Raw genomic sequence first — 19,959 nt, 5'->3', positions numbered from 1 at the left:
CGGCACAGATTGGCGAGCCACCGAGTACAGCGCGACCAACGCATGGAATCTGAACCTCAACAACGGCAACATGAACAACAACACTAAGGCCACGAACACGAATCGAGTGCGCCCCGTCTCAGCACTATTTACGGACATTGCTTAAAAAGTATAAAGATATGGTAACAACTGATGGAATGTTAGAAGCGTATTACGATTGCCGCCGCAGAAAGCGGAGAACGGCAAGCGCGATCGTGTATGAAATGAATTACGAAAGCAACCTAATTGCTTTGCGTGACCGTATCAACACGCGAACATACCATCCGGGCAAATCTATCTGTTTTGTCGTAACGCGACCAAGGTATCGTGAAGTATTTGCCGCCTCATTTGAAGATAGGATTGTACATCATTACATCGGTTTGCGTTTAGAGCCGTTGTTTGAATTGGTGTTTAGTCCACGGACATTCAATTGCAGGAAAGGCAAAGGGCAGTTGTATGGTGTGAAGATGCTGGAGGCCGATATTAAGGAGGCCAGCAACAATTACACCACCGACTGTTACATCATGAAATTGGATTTGCAAGGTTTCTTTATGAGCATTGACAAATCCATGTTGGCACGGATGATTGATAAGTTCATCGTAAAGTATTACCGGGGCAGCGACATTGACGATTTGCGTTACCTTTGCCAAATCGTAGTGCTGCATTGCCCAGAGCAGAATTGTGAAAGACACAGCCCACGCGAAATGTGGGAACACCTACCAGCCAACAAATCCCTTTTCACCAATGGGGAGGGCAAAGGTGTTGCCATCGGCAATTTATTCGCACAGTTGTTTGCCAACTTCCTTTTGAACATTCTGGATTGGTACATCGAGGAATTAGGCATAAAGTACCACGGGCGATATGTAGATGATTTTTATTGCATCCACACCGACAAAAAGGTGCTGTTGAGCGCAGTACCAAAAATCCGCGTTAAGTTAGCGGAATTGGGGTTGAGCCTCAACCCGAAAAAATTTTATTTCCAACATTACACCAAGGGCGTTGAGTTTACGGGCGCAATAGTAAAACCATATCGGAAATATTGTTGCAACAGAGTATTGACCAACTTTATTGCAGCCGTCAGGAAACTCAACAGGGTCAGGAACATTGACGAAGTAAACCACGCTGTTTGCTCCATCAACTCATATTTGGGATTACTCAGACAGTCCAATGAGTACGGCAAGAGACGCGAGATATTGGGTATGATTGCCCCACGTATTTACAAATGGATTTACATAAAAGGCCATTACGAAGTTGTGGCCATCAAAAACAAGTATAAACAAAATTGCATTACTCAAAAACGCATAAGGGATGGCGATTATTGAAGTTGAACCGAAAGACCCGATTACATTGCGCGTTGATGTGATTGATATGGGTTTGCTGCATCTGTTAGAAACGAAATATGTGATACTGATAGAACAACGCGAAAACGATATTGTAATTGAACTTTATACAAAAGAACATGGAGACAGTTAGCGTTATTGAGATTGTTGCAACCATTGTCGGAACAATGGGAGGATGGGAGGCCATCAAGTACCTTTTGAACCGAAAGACCAACAAGCGAAAAGAAGAGGCCGAAGCCGATGGTGTGGAATTTGGAGTTTTGCGCGACAGCATGGAGTTTTTGCAAAACCAACTCAAAGAGAAAGAGGAAAGGTTTGTCAACCAGACAGACCGATTGCGTAAGTTGCAAGATGATTATTTTGAGTTGATGAAAGAGAAGCAAAGTATTGAATTGGAATTGCAGCGTTTTCGATGTGTGCGCCCTAAGTGCGCCCAGAGAGAACCACAAAACGGATATTAACTTAAAAACAAAAGAGCATGGCAAGAGTTGAAAACATCGTGCCGTTTATCCTGAAATGGGAAACAGGCACAACGGGCATTGGTTTGACCAATGAGCAATTGTTTGAAAAAGCCAAGTTGAAAGGGTTTGCCAATGACCCCGACGATTTGGGAGGTGCAACCATGTGTGGCGTGACATTGGCCACGTTCACGGAGTATTGCCACCGGAAAGGCTACCCACGGCCAACCATTGTGAGGCTGAAAGCCATTAAATACAAAGAATGGTTGGAAATACTAAAGACGATGTTTTGGGATAAGTGGAAAGCCGACCAGATTAACAACGAATCCATCGCCCTCATATTGGTTGATTGGGTTTGGGGCAGCGGCAAATATGGCATCACCATCCCACAAAAAACCATTGGCGTGACAGCCGACGGCATTGTTGGCCCCAAGACGATTGCCGCCGTCAATGCCAAAGACCCCAAGCAACTGTTTGACCTCATCAGGAAAGAACGGTTGGCCTACATCGAGAGAATTTGCAGAAGCCGACCAACCAATTTGAAGTACAAAAGAGGTTGGTTGAATCGGTTAAACGACATCAAATTTAAGGGAGTATGAAGCAGCTTATTTTCATCATTCTGGCCGCGCTCATGCTGATTGGGTGCAGAGCCAAACAGACAGTCATTAAGGAAAACACCACGGCCAGCCTCATTGACACCACGCACACCGTGGCCTACACGATGAGCACAGTATCAAATTACACCGACACCACCGCGACCACCCAGCACGTCGAGCAATCGACCACGATCGAGTTTGTGGATGGTGGCAGTACGGTCAGCATTGACACGGCAGGAAACGTGACCATGCAGGGCGTGAAATCCATTAAAGGCATGGGCAAGACCGACGTTACCATCAAAAACGGAGTGGCAGAGCGTGACAGCATATCAGCCAGCCACACCGACCAGGCAAACGGCATCAATAAGAACGAAAGCAAGCAGCGAGAAACCGAGGAAAAGATAAGTAAGGCCGTGCAATGGTACGAAAGGCCGTTAATATGGATTGGCTCATTGTGCTGCATTGCCGTGTTGCTTTATATTCTATTTATATACATCAAGGCTAAACATTGATTTTGTACATATCTGTAAAAGTGCGACGAAAGTTGATGAGACCGTGCCAACCCGTGAGGGCCAGCACGGTTTTTTATTTGCCCAACATATAGTCAATGACACGTCGGTTTGCGGCATCTATTTTGTCAAGGGAAAATTTAATGTAAACGCCCGTAATGGCAGAGCCGTATTTGTGGCCAAGTGCCTCAGATATAGTGTCCTTTGGTATATCCAATTCAGCGGCATACGTCGCCCATGAGTAACGCGCCCAATACGACGTGATTTGTGGCTCAATCGGCTGCATTATGGGCAAATGGTTGTCGGTGTACTGAGGTTTGCCGTTGGCATCCGTCTGGATTGGCCCCATGCGCCTGAGTGCTTTATTGAGGTGCTGCATATAGTCTTTATAACTTTTGTATCTGTCAAAGCAGCGCAGGAGGTGTTTTTGGCCACGGTACTTTTCAATGATTGCCGCCGCCTCATCTTCAACTTTGATGGAATAGAGTTTGCCCGTTTTTGCACGTCGGTACTCAATGCGACCATTCACGTAATTGTCAGAGGTGAGGCCACCCATATCTACCATGTTAATGCCGATAAGGTAAAACGAGAGTAAGAACATATCCCGATGCTCCAAGTCAGATTTGCCCAGAGGCAGGGCCAGGAGTTCACGGAACTTTGCTAATGGCAGCACCCTCATGGCCGTTTCTTCCTTTGGTATGCGGAAATTGCGGAATGGGTAGTTTTGCGTTATCCCATCATCCACGGCAAAGTTTATGACGTTGCGAAGATTGCGTAAGTGCATTGCCCGGCTATTGACCGACAATTTATCCATCGAAGTGTAAAAGCCCGTGAGCCACGTTTTGTTTATCGTCTCAAAACGCACGGCATTGGCATCCCCACAGAAAGCATTTACTTTGTTCAATGTTTGTTCAAAGAGTGTGCGAGTGCCGCCCGTTTTCGTATCAATAACCTTTTGGAACATTGCCCCCAGAGTTGGCACACCGATGGTTGGTGCTGACAAATCAAGGTGGGTGAGCATTTCCCGAAGTTGGGCCGGTGTCAGTTTGTCGTATTGCCCCATCATGCGCAACTCCAAAATGCGGTTTGATACCTGAGTGAGCAAGGCCGACAGCACACCATTGACCCGTTTGGCATTTTTGCCCACACAGCGTTTGGCCGTGGCATCCCATTCATCGGGTGCAAGAAATATGCCCGTGGCCAGATAGAGGTTAGTGCCGTAGCCGACACAGATTTGGACGGGAAACGTGCCATCTTTTAATGCCCGTCGAGTATCGAGGCGAAGATTTGATTTTGCCATATTGCTGATTATTATCTGTAAATTTGCTTAATTGTTGCTGAAATTTGCGCCAAAGTTATACAAAATCTACCACTTAAACGGCCACCAAAGGCCGATTTTCGGTGTAAGGCATTGATTTTTAACAATTGACCATTTATTCACGTTTCTTTAATATACTTTGAAAATCAGCACGTTACGGCATTTTTTACCATATAGGTCAGACACGAAAGACTTTATTCCTCAAGGATTAGGTTGAAGGCCTTCTTTGTTCCGTCAACGGGCAGGTCGAGTTCTGTTATCTTGATGGTAGGGAAGTGGTCGAGCATATAGTGACGGAACCCAACTTCACGGTTTGCCTGCTGCTTGCTCAGTACCTTCCCGTTTTTTGTAAGCTTCATCAGCATAATCTCCTTCTCGTTGAATGCTACAAGCATGAGGATTTTGGCTGCGAAATAGCCACTGCTGAATGAGTCCTGGCCAAAGAACGACAAGGGACGAAGGTCAGGCATGTAGGAGTCGAGTAATATGAAGGGAATACTCCTTTCGTGGAGTATCGACGTGAATTCCCTCGTTGTCTCAAGGTCCACCGGCACTATGACAACTCCGTCAGGATTGCTGTCGAGGCATGACGTGTACTGCTCCCTGAAAGAGTCTTCATCAAATCGCTGGTAATAGATAATCTTCACATTGATATGAAAATCTCTACGTGCCTCCATAGCTTTCCGGGCACCTTCCTCAATCTCTTCCCAGTAAGCTTCCGAATCATGTTTGGGAATAAGAAGATAGAAAGTATAAGATTTGTTGTATGCGAGGGCAGAGGCGTACATGTTTGGCTGGTAGTTCATCTCCCTAAGGGCTTTCTCCACTTTCTCGCGTGCAGGTTTTGACACATTTGGACGTTCGTGAAGCACTCGGTCAACGGTACCGACTGATACTCCCGCACGTTCAGCAATGTCCTTGATTCTTATTTTCTCATTCATAATTAATGTATATTTGCATGCAAAAGTAGCAATAAAAGTTGAATTGTGCGAAAGCACAGCAAATTATTTTTAATACAAATCAAACTTTTCGGGCTAATTATTTCTTTGTTATCGAAATAATCGTTACTTTTGCAATGCAAACAAAAAGATTAATCTAATATTTGTATAATTCAAACAAAAAAGAAAATGTCTAAGATTGTTACATTAGGTGAGATTATGCTTCGCCTGTCGCCAGAAGGCAATGACCGTTTTATTCAGAGTGACTCTTTCCGCATCATACCAGGTGGTGGTGAGGCAAATGTTGCTGTAAGTTTGGCTAATTACGGCCATGAGGCGTTTTTTGTGTCAAAACTGCCAAAGCATGAGATTGGTCAAATTGCCATCAATGCCTTGAGGCGTTATGGTGTTGACACCAGCTTTGTTGCCAGAGGTGGTGACCGCGTAGGTCTCTACTATGCAGAGACAGGAGCAAGCATGCGTCCTTCAAAGGTTATATATGACCGTGCCCACAGCTCAATAGCGGAGGCCGACCCTTCAGACTTTGATTTCGATGCTATCATGGAAGGTGCACAGTGGTTCCACTGGTCTGGTATTACACCTGCTATCAGCGACAAGGCTGCAGAGCTGACCCGTCTGGCTTGCGAGGCTGCCAAGCGCCATGGTGTAACAGTATCTGTTGACCTGAACTTCCGTAAGAAGCTCTGGACTTCAGAGAAGGCTATCTCTGTTATGCGTCCACTGATGAAGTATGTTGACGTATGTATCGGCAACGAGGAAGACGCTCAGTTGTGTCTTGGCTTCAAGCCTGATGCTGACGTAGAGGGTGGCAAGACCGATGCCGAGGGCTACTATGGCATATTCCAGGGTATGATGAAGGAGTTTGGCTTCAAGTATGTTGTCTCTACCCTGCGCGAGTCCTTCTCTGCAACACACAACGGATGGAAGGCACTTATCTATGACGGAAAGGAATTCTATCAGAGCAAGCACTATGACATCATGCCTATCATCGACCGTGTAGGTGGTGGTGACTCTTTCTCTGGTGGTCTTATCCATGGACTTCTTACTAAGGAGACACAGGGAGAGGCGCTTGAGTTTGCTGTTGCAGCATCTGCTCTCAAGCACACTATCCCTGGAGATTTCAACCTGGTATCTGCTGACGAGGTAGAGAGCTTGGCAGGAGGTAATGCAAACGGACGAGTACAAAGATAATATATTATGGCAAGATTTAATAAAATTCAAGTTATGACAGCCATGAAGGAGACTGGTATGGTACCGGTTTTCTTCCATAGCGACATTGACATTTGCAAAAATGTCATCAAGGCATGCTATGATGGTGGTGTTCGTGTTTTCGAGTTTACTAACCGTGGTGACTTTGCCCATGAGATATTCGGTGAGCTGATTAAGTGGGCTGCTAAGGAATGTCCGGAACTTATACTTGGTATCGGTACTGTAGTTGATGCGCCTACCGCAGCTCTCTATTTACAGCTTGGTGCCAATTTCGTTGTTGGTCCGAACTTCAACCCTGAGATAGCTCCTGTGTGCAACCGCCGTCTGGTTCCATATAGCCCAGGATGTGGCTCTGTATCAGAAATCAATGATGCGCAGGCTGCAGGATGTGACGTCACGAAGGTGTTCCCAGCAGGCAACGTTGGCGGTCCTTCATTCGTAAAGAATGTACTTGGCCCTCTGCGCTGGTCAAACATTATGGTTACTGGTGCTGTAGAACCTGACGAGGCAAACCTGACACAGTGGATAAAGGCTGGTGTTCTATGCGTTGGCATGGGCTCTAAGCTGTTCCCTAAGGATGTTATAGCAGCCAAGAACTGGCAGGCCATAACAGACAAGTGTGTAGAGGCTCTCGGATATATTGCTAAGGCAAGAGCTTAAATATTACCGTACAGGATGCTCCATAGTGTTATTGTGCATATGGAGCACCCTTTTTGTTTCAGCTTGTTCCGAGCAAGGTAGGCAGCAGACGGACACGCTGAACGAATTATCATATGCCTACCATTACCGTAATCTTGATTCTACTGAGTTGTATGCCCGTAAGGCATTGTCGGCCGCTACACACTATGATGCGGGAAAGGCAGAGGCTTTCAACAACCTTGCATTTGTAAATATTGCGCGAATGGACTTCGTTAAAGCTGCAGAGTTGCTGGACAGCGCTATTAACATAACAGACAACCAGGTGGAGTTGATGGTTGCGGAGATACAGTATATGAGGCTTTGCCAACGTCAGTCGAACAACAAGCAGTTTTACGACCATCAGGAGAAAGCCCGGAAATATATGGAGCGCATAGAGGTGGAGAGGAATCTTCTAAACGAACACCAGGATGCCCGCTTCGTGTATGCCAAGAGCGAATACTATATCAACTCTTCAATATATTATTATTATCTTGGACTGACAGAGCCAAGTGTCAAGATGATAGAGTCTATTGATGCCGAGGGGGAGATAAAGAGCGACAGCGCCCAGTATCTGTATTACCTATATAATATAGGAGCTGGTGGAATAATTGCCGGTGAGGACAGTAAGGCTGTAGCCCAGGAGGAGTTCAGTCTTCTGATGAAATGCTATCTGCTTGCCGAACAGGGAGGTTATCCCTACTGGATGGCTCAGGCCATGCAGGCACTTAGCGAGCACATGTTGCAGCCCTCTACGTCACCGCAGTTATTGAAAGCCAACTATCCCTTCATCGAGTATGTCAATATTGACGGAATGCCCGACTCGTTACTTGCAGGCAATTTGGCACAGCGGTCGCTAAACCTCTTTACAAAATATGGTGATGTCTATCAGACTGCAGGAGCTCACCGAACGCTTGCAAGTTGCTATTGGGAAATAAAGGACTATCCGTCTGCGCTAATTTGCCTTAACAATGCCCTGTATACTGATACCATTATTAATAGGGCTCCAGACCTCGTAGCCTCAATTCGTGAGCAACTGTGCCTTGTCTACTCTGCTCAGAACGACAAGGCGATGAGTGATTTCAACAGAAACATATATCTTGACTTGCAGGACCAGACACGGCAGGACAAACAATTGGAAGCCAGGGCCGATCAGCTCAACAGTTCTGTCAGGACTCTGAACATAATGCTTGTTGCAGTACTGCTGATGATAGTCTTCACATTTGGCCTGTTTTTCTTTCTTGCGCATAAGCGTAAACGCGATGAGAGAAATTTCTCTGTAGAATCAATGCTTGACCCTTTGCGTAAATGGAAGGAGAATAACGAGAGACTGAAAGCAGAACTGCTGGAGCAGATTGAGGAAATTGAGGAACGGACGGAATTTGTCAGAATGAATGTCGCAAAGTTCCGACAGAGGAACCTTGAACAGAGAGCCAAGTTGGCAATAGTTAACAGCATAACTCCGTTCATAGACAGAATTATCAATGAAATAAACAGACTGGCCAATTGCCGTGAGGAAGAGAATGTCAGGCTTGAAAGATATGAATATATCCATGAGCTTACTGACATCATCAACGAATACAATAATGTTCTTACCAAGTGGATTCAGATGCAGCAGGGAAATATAAACCTGCATATAGAGAGTTTTCCGCTGCAACAATTGTTTGACATTGTAAAAAAGAGCCGTACGGGATTTGCACTGCATGGAGTAGATTTAGATGTCAGAACAACGGATGCTATAGTGAAGGCAGACCGTACACTCACCTTATTCATGGTGAATACCATTGCTGACAATGCACGCAAGTTCACACCTGCTGGTGGACATGTTACCATAATGGCGCAAGAAGAAAGTGATTATGTTGAGATAAGCGTGGAGGACGATGGCGTAGGAATGTCAGCAGAACAGGTGGATCACCTGTTCGACAACAAACCTGTCAGCGATGACGGTTCATTGCGTAGTGGTGGGCACGGCTTCGGATTACTTAACTGCAAGGGTATAATAGAGAAATATAAAAAGATCAGCCGGATTTTCTCCGTTTGTGATATCCAAGCAAGTAGCGAGAAAGGCAAGGGTAGCCGTTTGGCATTCCGTTTGCCAAAGGGAGGCAGAAGGTTGATTATGCTGATAGGAATCTTGATGTGTTGTCAACTGGCGTCTGCTGACAAAATATCATCGAGAACAGAATTTACACACTCCATCAAAACATACCATCTTCGTAGAGCCGCAATGTTTGCCGACAGTGCCTACTATGCCAATCTTGAAGGCAAGCCAGAGCTGACTCTTACGTACGCAGACAGCTGCATCGTCTATCTCAACAGACACGCAAGGAAAGTCATGCCGAAAACAAGGAACATTCCGATGATGGTACGTTACTCAACAGCCAGTGTCCTGCCCGCAGAGATAATATGGTTCCATGATGGTATGAAGACGAGCTATGATGTGATACTTGACATAAGGAATGAGACAGCCGTAGCTGCATTGTCGTTACACATGTGGGACCTCTATATGTATAACAATAAAGTTTACACAAAGCTATACCATGAGTGCTGTGCTGATACATCGCTGCCACACTATGTTAGGACCATGCAACGTTCGAGAAACAATATGGCTGTTGCTGTCTCGATACTTGTCATATTGTTACTCTCGATATTACCTATATCATATATTGTGTATTTCAGGCATCGATTGTATTATAGGTTTTGCATCGACAGAGTGAACAACATAAACGAGATACTCCTGTCTCAGCTGACAGACGAGGAGAAACTGAGGCGCATAGAGGCCCTGTGCCATAAGAAGTCGAAGCTTGGACTGCAGAAATTTGACGAGGTGATTAGCCAGATTGTCAGTTCGTTGAAGACAAGCGTGGATGTCACTGCCAATAGCCGTGAACAGGTTGAGCTGGCGCAAGACGAGTTGCGCAAGGCTGAGTACGAGAGCGATGCTTTGCATGTGAGCAACAGCGTGATGGATAATTGCCTGTCGGCACTAAAACATGAGACCATGTACTATCCCTCACGTATACAACAGCTGGCAGTAGGAGCAGACAGCAATCTCAACACTCTGTCGGAAGTTGTAACATACTATAAGCAACTATACTCGATGCTGAGTGAACAGGCTATGAGGCAAGTTGATAAACCTATGAAGGCTGACAGAGACATGCTCTTGTTGCTCATGGATATACTGCAGAAAACCAACAAGGGATGTAAGATAACAACAACAGCAATCGACAAGGATAGCGAGTATGTCTGCGTTAGCGCTACTCTCACTGAGCTGCATCTTGACGACAAGCAGGTTAAAGAGCTTTTCACAGCACAGACTATAGACCTGAATTTCCTCCTGTGCAAACAGATAGTCAGGGAAATAGGCGAGTATACAAATAAACGGACATGTGGCATACTTGCCCGGGACAATAACATCATAGAAATAATATTACCGAAAAATATATGGAAAATTTTAGCATTATAGTCGTTGAGGACGTACCCCTTGAGCTAAAGGGCACAGAGGGCATCATCAAGAATGATATTCCGGAGGCACACATTATTGGTTCTGCAGACTCAGAGAAGGCTTACTGGAAGCTGATAAAGACACAGGTTCCTGACCTCGTGCTGCTTGACCTCGGCTTAGGTGGCTCGACAACAGTAGGTGTGGAGATATGCAGAAACACCAAAAGCACATATCCCTCAGTTAAAGTACTCATATTTACAGGCGAAATCCTGAACGAGAAACTATGGGTTGACGTTCTTGACGCAGGTTGCGATGGTATCATTCTCAAGAGTGGCGAACTGCTTACACGCGAAGACGTGGCAAGTGTGATGAGCGGTAAGCGTATGGTCTTCAACCAGCCTATACTTGAGAAGATTGTAGAAAGATTCAAACATAGCGTTGGCTCGCAAATACAAAAGCAGGAGGCACTGATTAATTATGAGATTGATGAGTACGATGAACGATTCCTCAGACATCTTGCTTTAGGATATACTAAGGAACAGATTACAGCCCTACGTGGCATGCCTTTCGGAGTGAAGAGTCTTGAGAAGAGACAGAATGAGCTTATACAGAAACTCTTTCCTAATGGCAACGGCGGTATGGGTATCAATGCAACCCGACTGGCGGTGCGGGCACTAGAACTGAGAATAATTGATATTGACAATCTTATTCCTGACGACGAATGAAAAGAACTTGCGCCATCTTTGCCTACATACTGATAGTATTGCAGACAATACTGATTTTCGGGTCGTGGATAGTCTCAGCGGCAATCCCCGACAGTCAAATCCGTCCTCTCATCGGGGCGGGAGGGCTTAGATGGTTCTTCAGTTCCTTTGCACAGGATATGGCCTCGCCATTACTTGTATATATTATACTGCTTACTCTGACAGTCAACGTATTTGTCAATAGTGGCCTGATAGAGTTGTTCTCGCAAAATCACAAGATAAATATGCAGAAAAGGTTTGCACTAAATGTCGTACTTGTGGAACTCTGTACTTTCATTGTCTTGATAGTGCTCCTAACGGCAATTCCACACGCTGTGCTTTTAAGCGTGACAGGCGAGCTGTTTCCAAGTAGTTTCTCAAGCGGACTAATACCTATGCTTTGTTTACTTGTAACCATAATGTCAATATCTTATGGTCTTGTTAGCGGCAGTCTCAGAGGCTTCTATGATATATGGAACAGCATTACTACGGGAAGTAACTATTTACCCTCTGTGTGTTTTGTGTACATATTGTTACTTCAACTTGTGTCTTCTTTAGCGTATGTTTTAGGAAATTAATTAAAAGTTATCAAAAAGATATTTCCAGTACAAAATTATAATGTAAAAAAAAAGCGGATACCTTCACAGGCAACCGCTTCTAATCTTCAATAGGTATTAGTCTCTTTTAAGGTAAAAAGATTGTTTTCAGGATAACGATGCAAAGATAACCATAATTTTTTATTTCTGCAAACTTTTTAGCTAATATTTTTAAGAAATTTTCTGTGTGCCTTAACACAGGCACGCAATAATAATGACACACAATCACACAGCGGTATTATTTGATAAATCAGACTTATTATAAAGATAATAAGCGTTATATTCAAACAAACAGAGCATCGCATGATTACAATGCGATGCTCTAACCTGTTTGAAGAAATAAATATTTATGTAAATATGTTCCTTATACTATACCTTGAGCCATCATAGCCTTGGCAACTTTCAGGAAGCCAGCCACGTTTGCACCCTTGACGTAGTTGATGTAACCATCAGGTTCTGTACCATACTTCACGCAGTTCTCGTGAATGTCGTTCATGATGTCGTGCAGCTTGGCATCTACCTCCTCGCGGCTCCATTTCAAACGCTCTGAATTTTGGCTCATCTCCAATCCTGATACAGCTACGCCACCTGCGTTGCTGGCCTTACCTGGACAATAGAGAATCTTAGCGTCCTGGAATACCTTGATGGCCTCGGGAAGGGTAGGCATGTTAGCACCCTCGCTGACAGCAATCACGCCGTTTGCAACAAGAGCCTTGGCTGCTTCCTCATTAATCTCATTCTGAGTAGCGCAAGGTGTTGCGATATCAGCCTTCTCGAACCATGGCTTTGCTCCTGCTACATATTTAACACCATATTTCTCGGCATACTCCTTGATTCGTCCACGCTCAACGTTCTTCAGCTCCATGATGTAGGCGAGCTTCTCCTCATCGATACCGTCCGGGTCATAGATATATCCGTCGGAGTCAGAGCATGTAAGCGGTTTAGCTCCAAGCTGGAGAAGTTTCTCTATGGTATACTGAGCAACGTTACCAGAACCTGAAACAAGTACTGTCTTTCCCTTGAGGTCTATGCCGCGTGTCTGAAGCATGTTCTGAAGGAAGTATACATTACCGTAGCCTGTTGCCTCAGGACGGATGTTGGAACCACCAAACTCCTGACCCTTGCCTGTGAGCATACCCTGGAACTGGTGAGTGAGCTTCTTGTACATACCGAACATATAACCTACCTCACGGCCACCAACACCGATATCACCTGCTGGTACATCCTCGTCTGGACCTACATGACGGTAAAGCTCTGTCATGAATGCCTGACAGAAACGCATTACCTCAGCATTGCTCTTTCCACGTGTCGTAAAGTCGGAGCCTCCCTTTGCACCACCCATAGGGAGAGTGGTCAGAGAGTTCTTGAATGTCTGCTCGAAAGCGAGGAACTTCAAGATAGACAAGTTTACTGACTTGTGGAAGCGGAGACCACCTTTGTACGGGCCAATCACATTGTTGTGCTGAATGCGGTAACCCATGTTTGTTTGTACGTTACCCTTGTCGTCTACCCATGTCACACGGAACTCTATCAGGCGATCTGGGATGCAGAGTCTCTCAATAAGATTTGCTTTCTCGAACTCAGGATGCTTGTTGTACTCTTCTTCTATGGTACCCAACACCTGGCTTACTGCCTGGATGTACTCAGGCTCATTAGGGAATCTCTGCTTTAGACTCTCTACAACTTCTGTTGCTTTCATTCTTTTTTCCTTTTATGGTTGTTTATAATACTGTTATTGCAGATTTGCGGTTGCAAAGGTATAGTTTTTCTTTGATATTACCAACAAAAAGATATCTTTTTTCTTGTTTTCTTGCTAAATAGTTATAAATATTGCGTTTTGTATAACGAAAATCTATTGTGACATGCAGAATGTAAGGATAATATAGTTTGGTAATATAAAGTAAAAGGTTCATCAGATATATGGAGTGACGCATTATTATATATTATTCCTGAAGTATATTATTAACTGAAGTGGGTGAAATAGTTTGCCAAAGGACATGAATACGTTTGCATCCTTGATAAGGTTAATAACCTTAAGGCTGAAAGGTTAATAACCTTACGCCTGAAAGGTTAATAACCTTATCGGCTATGATATATATATGCATAGACCACGCAACAATATATTGTCACTCGAGATATAGCATGAACCGCAAATATGAATACGCCACAGACAAGATTATAACCTTATCGGCAATGAAGGTAACAAATTCAGACCACACTGCTATATGGTTATCACACGAAATACCGTATGAACAAAATAAAAGCCTTGGTCGTATGTACCAAGGCTTTTGGGGGATATTGTTGATGTTAATCTACAATGTTTGGTTTCTCAAGTCCAAGATTCTTTTTCTTGTCTACGACCTTAAGAATTACACCGATAACAAGAGCTGCTACACCAAGGCATGCGAGCATAACCAATGGGGCGGTATAGTTAAGCTCTGTAGCATCAGTAACTCCCTCGTTGGTGGCTGTGAGAACCTTGCCAATGAGCAATGGGAACAACCAGAGACCGATGTTCTGTATCCAGAAGATTAGGGCATAGGCTGAGCCAATCACCTTGGCATCAACGAGCTTTGGAACACTTGGCCACAGAGATGCCGGCACAAGGGAGAAAGAGGCTCCAAGAATCAGGATTGTCAGATAAGCCACAATCACGCCACCAACCTGGTTACCCTTGAACTCAGGAAGTATGAATGCAAAGGTCAGATGGCAGGCAATGAGCAGGAGCGAGCCAAGTACAAGCATACTTGCAGCCTTACCCTTGTGGTCTACATAGTTGCCAAGTACAGGTGTGATACCAACGGCAAGGAGTGGGAACACAGCGAATATGGACTCGGCCGACTGCCTCATATATCCCATGTAGCAATACGATATGAGCGCGATGACAGAGCAGGCGAGCATAGAGTATTTTGCTCCATTGTTCTTCATGAAGTTGAATGTGAACGCCGTAGCAGCAACAACGAGCATGATGAGATACTGAACGATAGTGACAGAAGATGAAGCCCAGAAAGAGTCCGCAGGAACCTCTGTGAACGTCAGGTTGCACTGGAGCATGTTCACGGCATATTTCTGGAATGGGAATATGGCAGAGTAGTAGAGCACACAGAGCAGGGACACGAGCCAGAACCCCATAGAGGTAAGTATCTGTCCAAGGTCAGAAATCTTGAATGGGTCATCCTTTTCTTCTGCCTCGCCTGTCTGTGCGTCGAGTTTCTTGTCCATGAAGAAATATACAACAAGCATGATTAGCGCAATACACAGAAGTACGACGCCAAAGGCAACTGAGCGTGATACGTCAATGTCGCCACCAAGTTTGGCAAAGAACGGAGAGAATATCATGCAGGTGGCAACACCCAGACGGGCAAGAGCCATCTCGGAGCCCATGGCAAGAGCCATCTCGCGACCCTTAAACCATTTTACAATACCACGGCTGACGGTAATGCCTCCCATCTCTGCGCCACAGCCGAAAAGCATGAAGCCCAGAGCTGCAAGCTTGGCAGAGGCGGGCATTCCCTCATAGAATGGGGAGACACCCAACTGCTCGAATACGGGAATGTGATTAAGGTTCTCTGTAAACCATGTCTCCACGCTGCTGCCAATGAAGCTGTCGCTGATGGCATACCACTTGATGATGGCTCCAACAAGCATTACCGCACCAGAGAGCAGGGCCGTAAAGCGGACACCCATCTTGTCGAGGATGATACCGGCGAAGATGAGGAAGAATACGAATACGTTAAGGAATGTCTCTGCTCCCTGCATCGTTCCGAAAGCATCGGAATCCCAACCGCGCTGGGTTTGCATAAGGTCCTTGATAGGAGACAGGATGTCCATGAAGATGTAGGCGCAGAACATTGCCAACGCCAGTAACAACAATGCTGTCCAACGAAGACCCGCAGAGTCACGAAGTGTTTTTTGTGTGCTCATTGTCTATTTGATATTTATTATTTAATGTTATTATTTCAACAACTATTTGTTTTACTTCTTCAGCCAGCGGTCAAGCCAGTTGAAGAATGTGCGCTGCCACAGTATGCCGTTCTGTGGTTTCAGTACCCAGTGGTTCTCGTCAGGGAAGATGAGCAACTCAGCAGGAATACCCCTGAGCCTTGCGGCGTTGAATGCTCCCATGCCCTGGTTGGCATTGATACGGTAGTCAAGTTCTCCGTGGATGCACAGAATAGGAGTGTCCCACTTATCGACAAACTTGTGCGGACTGTTCTCGTATGTATGCTTGGCATTTGCTGACAGGTCCTTGTTCCAATAGGCATCCTCATATTCCCAGTTGCTGAACCATGCCTCTTCTGTATCCGTGTACATAGACTCAAGATTGAAAGCTCCATCGTGAGCAATGAATGCCTTGAACCGCTTGTCGTGATGACCGGCAAGATAATATACGGAGAATCCGCCGAATGATGCTCCCACGCATCCGAGTCTGTCTTTGTCGACATACGGAAGGTTGGCAGCGGCATCGTCGATGGCAGTAAGATAATCCCTCATGCACTGGCCAGTCCAGTCACCGGAAATCTGCTCGTTCCACTCGCTGCCAAAGCCTGGCAGTCCACGGCGGTTAGGAGCTACAACGACATACCCCTGAGATGCCATTATCATAAAGTTCCAACGATAGCTCCAGAACTGGCTTACCGGGCTCTGTGGACCACCCTCGCAGAACAATAGGGTAGGGTACTTCTTGTTGGCATCGAAGTGCGGGGGCAGCACTACCCAGTAGAGCATGTCCTTGCCGTCGTCAGTCTTCACCCATCTCTTTTCTACCTGTATTTTAGCCAGCTGGTCTGTTATGTGCTTGTTCTCGGCAGTTATCTGGACAATGGCTGTTTTTGCAATATCCTTGCCCGGTGTTATTACATACAGGTCGGCGGGCTCTCCATAGCTGTGTCTTTCTGCCAGTATGTGCTTGTGGTCGCCAAGCATCTGCAGAGAGCCAAAGTCCGCACAGTAGTCAGTAAGCTGCTTTACCTCACCTTTCTTTGTGATGGCATAAAGGTTTTCTGTAGCGTGCCAAACACCAATGAAGTATATCATGGCATCCTTCGTGTCGCTCCAGCAGAAGTCGTCAACATTCGAGTCAAAGCTTTCTGTGAGGTAAGTCTTCTCTCCCGTAGCGAGATTATACATGCACAGGCGGTTGCGGTCGCTCTCATATCCGTTGCGCTCCATGCTGAGCCATGCCACATACCTACCGTCAGGCGAGAACTTTGGGTTCTGGTCGTAGCCTACGTTCATGTCACCAGCCTGCTTGTTGACAGCCTGGTCCTTCATGGTCTTGGTAGCATCGATGGCAGGTTCCTTATATCCCTCAGGCTTGCAGAGGTTTCTGGACTTTCCGGTCTCCAAGTCATAGAGATAGATATCAGAGTCAGTCGATATGGCATATTCCACGCCTTCCTTCTTCCTGCAGGTATAAGCTATTGACTTGGAGTCGTTGCTCCATGCGAGTTGCTCTATACCTCCGAATGGTGCTAATGGACACTCGTATGGTTCGTCTTTCAGAATGTCCGTTGCCTCGCTAATACCATTTTCTGTAACGTCAGCTACGAAAGGATGTGCGATTTGCTCAACATAGTGATCCCAGTGCCTGTAGTTCATGTCGGTACACAAGCGGCCTGTGGCAAGAGGCAGGTCATCTGGGTTCTTCTTTATGGAGCCATAGTAGTCGATGCTCATCAGCATCAGTACCTTCTTGCCGTCTGGGGAGAAGCAGTAGCCCTCTATGTCCGTCTTGCTGTTAGAGAGCTGCTTGCGGTCGGTACCGTCAGCATTCATCGACCATATCTGTCCACCTCTGAGAAAGGCTATCCTGGTGCCGTTCTCTATCCAGGTGGCATCGGTTTCATTCTTGTCATCGGTAGTGAGTTGCCTGCTGTTGCTGCCGTCGGCATTCATAACGAAGAGCATGTGGTGGCTCTTGTTTTTCTCAACGCTGTAGTAACCTACTTGGTATACAATCTGCTTGCCGGTAGGCGAGGCTGCATACCCACCAATACGTCCCATGGCCCAAAGAGCCTCTGGTGTCATCAAGTCACTCTTCAAAGTGACATTGTTTCTGCTTATCATTTCCTGTGCAATTACGAAACTGCCGCTCATACACAGAGCGGCAGCTATCGTCAGTTTCTTAATGAAATCCATACTTCAGTTATATATTATAAATATGTATATACGAGTATTGTCAATAGCGATGCAGACCAGATATTATCTGCGGTTCTGTTGGCGTTGCTTTTCCAACTGCTGTCTCTGCATTTCCTGCAGTGCCTGCATGCGTGCTATCATGCCCGTCATCTTCTTCGGGTTCTTCTTGTTCTCCTCATACTTGGCCTCAAGTATCTTCAGGAGCTTCTCGTCATCGGTAGTCTTGCGCAATACCCACATGATGGCGGCGCTGAAGAACAGTGATATGAAGTAGTAGAAGTTGAGTCCGGCAGAATAGTCGTTGAACATGAAGAAGAACATCAGCGGCATAAGGTACATCATCCATTGCATCATCTTCATCTGCTCAGCCTGCTGGCCAACCATCTGGTCACGCTGCTGTCTCATGGTCATCCATGAGTAGAGGATGTTCGATACGCAGAACAATATACATGTCAGCGACAGGTGGTCGCCGATGAGCCAGATGTTGGAGTTCCACTCGATGATAGGGTCATACGTGCTGAGGTCGCTAATCCACAGGAAGCTCTGTCCCCTGAGCTGTATGGCATTTGGCACGAAGTTGAACATCGCAATCCAGATAGGCATCTGAATGAGCATGGGCAGGCATCCGGAGAGTGGGCTTACGCCATACTTGCTGTATTCGGCCATCATAGCCTGCTGCTTCTGCATCTGGTCCTCAGGTTTGTTGTACTGTGCTGTTGCCGCCTCGAGTTTCGGCTTGAGAACTCTCATCTTTGCCGAGCTCATATAGCTCTTCTTCACCATTGGGAAAGTGATGAACTTCAGGAGCAGCGTTATGAGTATAAGTACGATACCCATGTTGATGTTTAGGCCTGTAAGGAAGTCGAAGACATAGATGGTAAACCACCTGTTGATGATACGGAACAGCGGCCATCCGAGATAAACAAGACGCTGCATCTCCAGTTCCTTGCCAAATGCCGATTCCTTTTCCACACGCTTAAGCAGACGGAAATCGTTGGGTCCGTAGTAGAACTCAAACTCTGACGGCTTATTGCCCGACGGGTCGAAGAAAGCCTTGAGCTTGGCCTCATATTGCTTCAGATAGCCTGAGCCCTTCTCTTGTGGGACACTCGTCAGGAGAGCTCCTTTATCGAAATTGTCCTTCGCTATCATAACGGCAGAGAAGAACTGGTTCTTGAAAGCTATCCAGTCTGTCTTCTCCTCAGTAGGCTCGTCCTCTTCAGCGCTGGTCTCGCTAAGATAATCAGTGCCTCCATCAGTGTTGTGGTATGTAAGCGTGGCATACCTGTTCTCGAACATGAAGCCCTTCTCCTGCTGCCTGCACTTGTCTTTCCAGTTTACGTCCATGGTCTGTGTGCCTGGAGCAAAGAGTCCTTGCATGCCCTCAGCGTACATCTTCATGTGGAGCATGTAGTCGGCACCCAGACGGTATTCAATAGTCAGGGACTTGCCTTGGGCGGCCTCGGCTGTAAACGTCACCGTACTGTCGGTAACGGCTGATGGAACAAAATAAAGGTCGGATGTGGAGATGTTGGTCTCCTTTGCGCTAAGGGTATAGCTCAGTTTCTGGTCCTCACCGTCGAACAGCGTAATCTCCTTGTTGCCCTTGTAGTCATCAAATCCTTTAATGACGGCTTTCTCAACGGTTGCGCCCTTGGTGTTGAGGGTGAGCTCGATTTTCTCGTTCTTCAGGACTATACTCTCTGCCTGTCCCCTCAATGCGTTGTAGAAAAGACTTGTAGTATCTTCGGCTATGGCCTGCTTTATGGCTTTTTGTCTTGCAGCTTCAGCGAGCTTTGCCTGTTTTTCAGCTTTTGCCTTGGTTACCTGAGCTATTGAATCCTGAACGAATGCTGCCCGTTGCTCCTCGGCAGAGGGCTGCTGATACCATGTGAAACCGATAAGAACAAGTGCGATGAGCACAAATCCTATGATATTATTCTTATCCATTT

14 protein-coding genes and 1 pseudogene are annotated in these 19,959 nt (G+C 46.0%); 9 read left to right on the top strand and 6 right to left on the bottom strand.

What is annotated here, in order from left to right; genetic code table 11:
• The first annotated feature begins 158 nt into the window (after positions 1-158).
• The 5 genes from CIL02_RS08725 to CIL02_RS08710 are packed head-to-tail and all read left to right on the top strand — an operon-like array spanning position 159 to position 2,924.
• Positions 159-1,340 carry an RNA-directed DNA polymerase gene (locus CIL02_RS08725; RefSeq protein WP_094400959.1) on the top strand — a complete coding sequence of 394 codons (1,182 nt, stop codon included), beginning with the start codon at positions 159-161 and terminating at the stop codon, positions 1,338-1,340.
• Positions 1,327-1,491 carry a hypothetical protein gene (locus CIL02_RS16325; RefSeq protein ID WP_170935052.1) on the top strand — a complete coding sequence of 55 codons (165 nt, stop codon included), beginning with the start codon at positions 1,327-1,329 and terminating at the stop codon, positions 1,489-1,491. The genes CIL02_RS08725 and CIL02_RS16325 overlap by 14 nt, the downstream gene beginning before the upstream one ends.
• Entirely contained in the window at positions 1,478-1,819 is a 342-nt protein-coding gene (locus CIL02_RS08720) for a hypothetical protein (protein WP_094400957.1), read from the top strand. Before CIL02_RS16325 ends, CIL02_RS08720 begins: the two co-directional genes overlap by 14 nt.
• A gap of 17 nt (positions 1,820-1,836) precedes the next feature.
• Positions 1,837-2,415, top strand: a complete 579-nt coding sequence (locus tag CIL02_RS08715) for a glycoside hydrolase family 108 protein (protein WP_094400955.1) — start codon at positions 1,837-1,839, stop codon at positions 2,413-2,415.
• A complete protein-coding gene (locus tag CIL02_RS08710) occupies positions 2,412-2,924 on the top strand; it encodes a hypothetical protein (RefSeq protein WP_094400953.1) in 513 nt (170 codons plus the stop codon). The genes CIL02_RS08715 and CIL02_RS08710 overlap by 4 nt, the downstream gene beginning before the upstream one ends.
• A 73-nt stretch (positions 2,925-2,997) precedes the next feature.
• Here the strand turns inward: CIL02_RS08710 and CIL02_RS08705 are convergent, their stop codons facing one another.
• Together CIL02_RS08705 and CIL02_RS08700 are read right to left on the bottom strand one after the other, a co-directional pair.
• On the bottom strand, positions 2,998-4,221 hold the full coding sequence (locus tag CIL02_RS08705; protein WP_094400951.1) for a site-specific integrase: 1,224 nt from the start codon (positions 4,219-4,221) through the stop codon (positions 2,998-3,000).
• A gap of 215 nt (positions 4,222-4,436) precedes the next feature.
• Positions 4,437-5,180 (bottom strand): annotated as a pseudogene (locus tag CIL02_RS08700) (substrate-binding domain-containing protein); the annotation flags it as partial.
• A 186-nt stretch (positions 5,181-5,366) separates the two neighbouring features.
• Here CIL02_RS08700 and CIL02_RS08695 point away from each other — a divergent pair.
• Genes CIL02_RS08695 through CIL02_RS08680 form a run of 4 tightly spaced genes read left to right on the top strand, consistent with a single transcriptional unit; the run spans position 5,367 to position 11,252 of the window.
• Positions 5,367-6,389, top strand: coding sequence for a sugar kinase (locus tag CIL02_RS08695; RefSeq protein WP_094400947.1), 1,023 nt, complete (start codon positions 5,367-5,369; stop codon positions 6,387-6,389).
• 6 nt (positions 6,390-6,395) lie between these two features.
• A complete protein-coding gene (locus tag CIL02_RS08690) occupies positions 6,396-7,067 on the top strand; it encodes a bifunctional 4-hydroxy-2-oxoglutarate aldolase/2-dehydro-3-deoxy-phosphogluconate aldolase (RefSeq protein WP_094400945.1) in 672 nt (223 codons plus the stop codon).
• The gene (locus CIL02_RS08685; protein ID WP_240513607.1) at positions 7,048-10,548 is read left to right on the top strand and encodes a DUF5112 domain-containing protein; all 3,501 of its coding nucleotides are present in this window, start codon (positions 7,048-7,050) and stop codon (positions 10,546-10,548) included. The genes CIL02_RS08690 and CIL02_RS08685 overlap by 20 nt, the downstream gene beginning before the upstream one ends.
• The gene (locus tag CIL02_RS08680; protein WP_094400943.1) at positions 10,527-11,252 is read left to right on the top strand and encodes a DUF5932 domain-containing protein; all 726 of its coding nucleotides are present in this window, start codon (positions 10,527-10,529) and stop codon (positions 11,250-11,252) included. The genes CIL02_RS08685 and CIL02_RS08680 overlap by 22 nt, the downstream gene beginning before the upstream one ends.
• Positions 11,253-12,230: 978 nt before the next feature.
• Here CIL02_RS08680 and CIL02_RS08670 read toward each other — a convergent pair.
• The 4 genes from CIL02_RS08670 to yidC form a co-directional block, all read right to left on the bottom strand.
• Positions 12,231-13,565 carry an NADP-specific glutamate dehydrogenase gene (locus CIL02_RS08670; protein ID WP_094400939.1) on the bottom strand — a complete coding sequence of 445 codons (1,335 nt, stop codon included), beginning with the start codon at positions 13,563-13,565 and terminating at the stop codon, positions 12,231-12,233.
• A 608-nt stretch (positions 13,566-14,173) separates the two neighbouring features.
• Entirely contained in the window at positions 14,174-15,790 is a 1,617-nt protein-coding gene (locus tag CIL02_RS08665; protein ID WP_094400937.1) for an MFS transporter, read from the bottom strand.
• Between the two features lie 51 nt (positions 15,791-15,841).
• Positions 15,842-18,007: an alpha/beta fold hydrolase gene (locus CIL02_RS08660; RefSeq protein WP_371589255.1), complete on the bottom strand. Its 2,166-nt coding sequence runs from the start codon at positions 18,005-18,007 to the stop codon at positions 15,842-15,844.
• Positions 18,008-18,070: 63 nt separating this feature from the next.
• Complete coding sequence (gene yidC / locus CIL02_RS08655; RefSeq protein ID WP_094400935.1) at positions 18,071-19,957, bottom strand: membrane protein insertase YidC; 1,887 nt, start codon at positions 19,955-19,957, stop codon at positions 18,071-18,073.
• Positions 19,958-19,959 lie beyond the last annotated feature (2 nt).

Origin of the sequence: Prevotella sp. P3-122 (assembly GCF_002251365.1) — a bacterium.
GTDB lineage: Bacteria > Bacteroidota > Bacteroidia > Bacteroidales > Bacteroidaceae > Prevotella.
This window is presented reverse-complemented; position numbering and strand designations above follow the sequence as displayed.

Excerpts from the sequence above, each read along its gene's own strand:
- CIL02_RS08720 (WP_094400957.1), top strand. The coding sequence starts at position 1,478 with ATGGAGACAGTTAGCGTTATTGAGATTGTTGCAACCATTGTCGGAACA.
- CIL02_RS08715 (WP_094400955.1), top strand. The coding sequence starts at position 1,837 with ATGGCAAGAGTTGAAAACATCGTGCCGTTTATCCTGAAATGGGAAACA.
- CIL02_RS08725 (WP_094400959.1), top strand. The coding sequence starts at position 159 with ATGGTAACAACTGATGGAATGTTAGAAGCGTATTACGATTGCCGCCGC.
- CIL02_RS08710 (WP_094400953.1), top strand. The coding sequence starts at position 2,412 with ATGAAGCAGCTTATTTTCATCATTCTGGCCGCGCTCATGCTGATTGGG.
- yidC (WP_094400935.1), bottom strand. The coding sequence starts at position 19,957 with ATGGATAAGAATAATATCATAGGATTTGTGCTCATCGCACTTGTTCTT.
- CIL02_RS08680 (WP_094400943.1), top strand. The coding sequence starts at position 10,527 with ATGGAAAATTTTAGCATTATAGTCGTTGAGGACGTACCCCTTGAGCTA.
- CIL02_RS08670 (WP_094400939.1), bottom strand. The coding sequence starts at position 13,565 with ATGAAAGCAACAGAAGTTGTAGAGAGTCTAAAGCAGAGATTCCCTAAT.
- CIL02_RS08660 (WP_371589255.1), bottom strand. The coding sequence starts at position 18,007 with ATGGATTTCATTAAGAAACTGACGATAGCTGCCGCTCTGTGTATGAGC.
- CIL02_RS08695 (WP_094400947.1), top strand. The coding sequence starts at position 5,367 with ATGTCTAAGATTGTTACATTAGGTGAGATTATGCTTCGCCTGTCGCCA.
- CIL02_RS16325 (WP_170935052.1), top strand. The coding sequence starts at position 1,327 with ATGGCGATTATTGAAGTTGAACCGAAAGACCCGATTACATTGCGCGTT.
- CIL02_RS08690 (WP_094400945.1), top strand. The coding sequence starts at position 6,396 with ATGGCAAGATTTAATAAAATTCAAGTTATGACAGCCATGAAGGAGACT.
- CIL02_RS08665 (WP_094400937.1), bottom strand. The coding sequence starts at position 15,790 with ATGAGCACACAAAAAACACTTCGTGACTCTGCGGGTCTTCGTTGGACA.
- CIL02_RS08705 (WP_094400951.1), bottom strand. The coding sequence starts at position 4,221 with ATGGCAAAATCAAATCTTCGCCTCGATACTCGACGGGCATTAAAAGAT.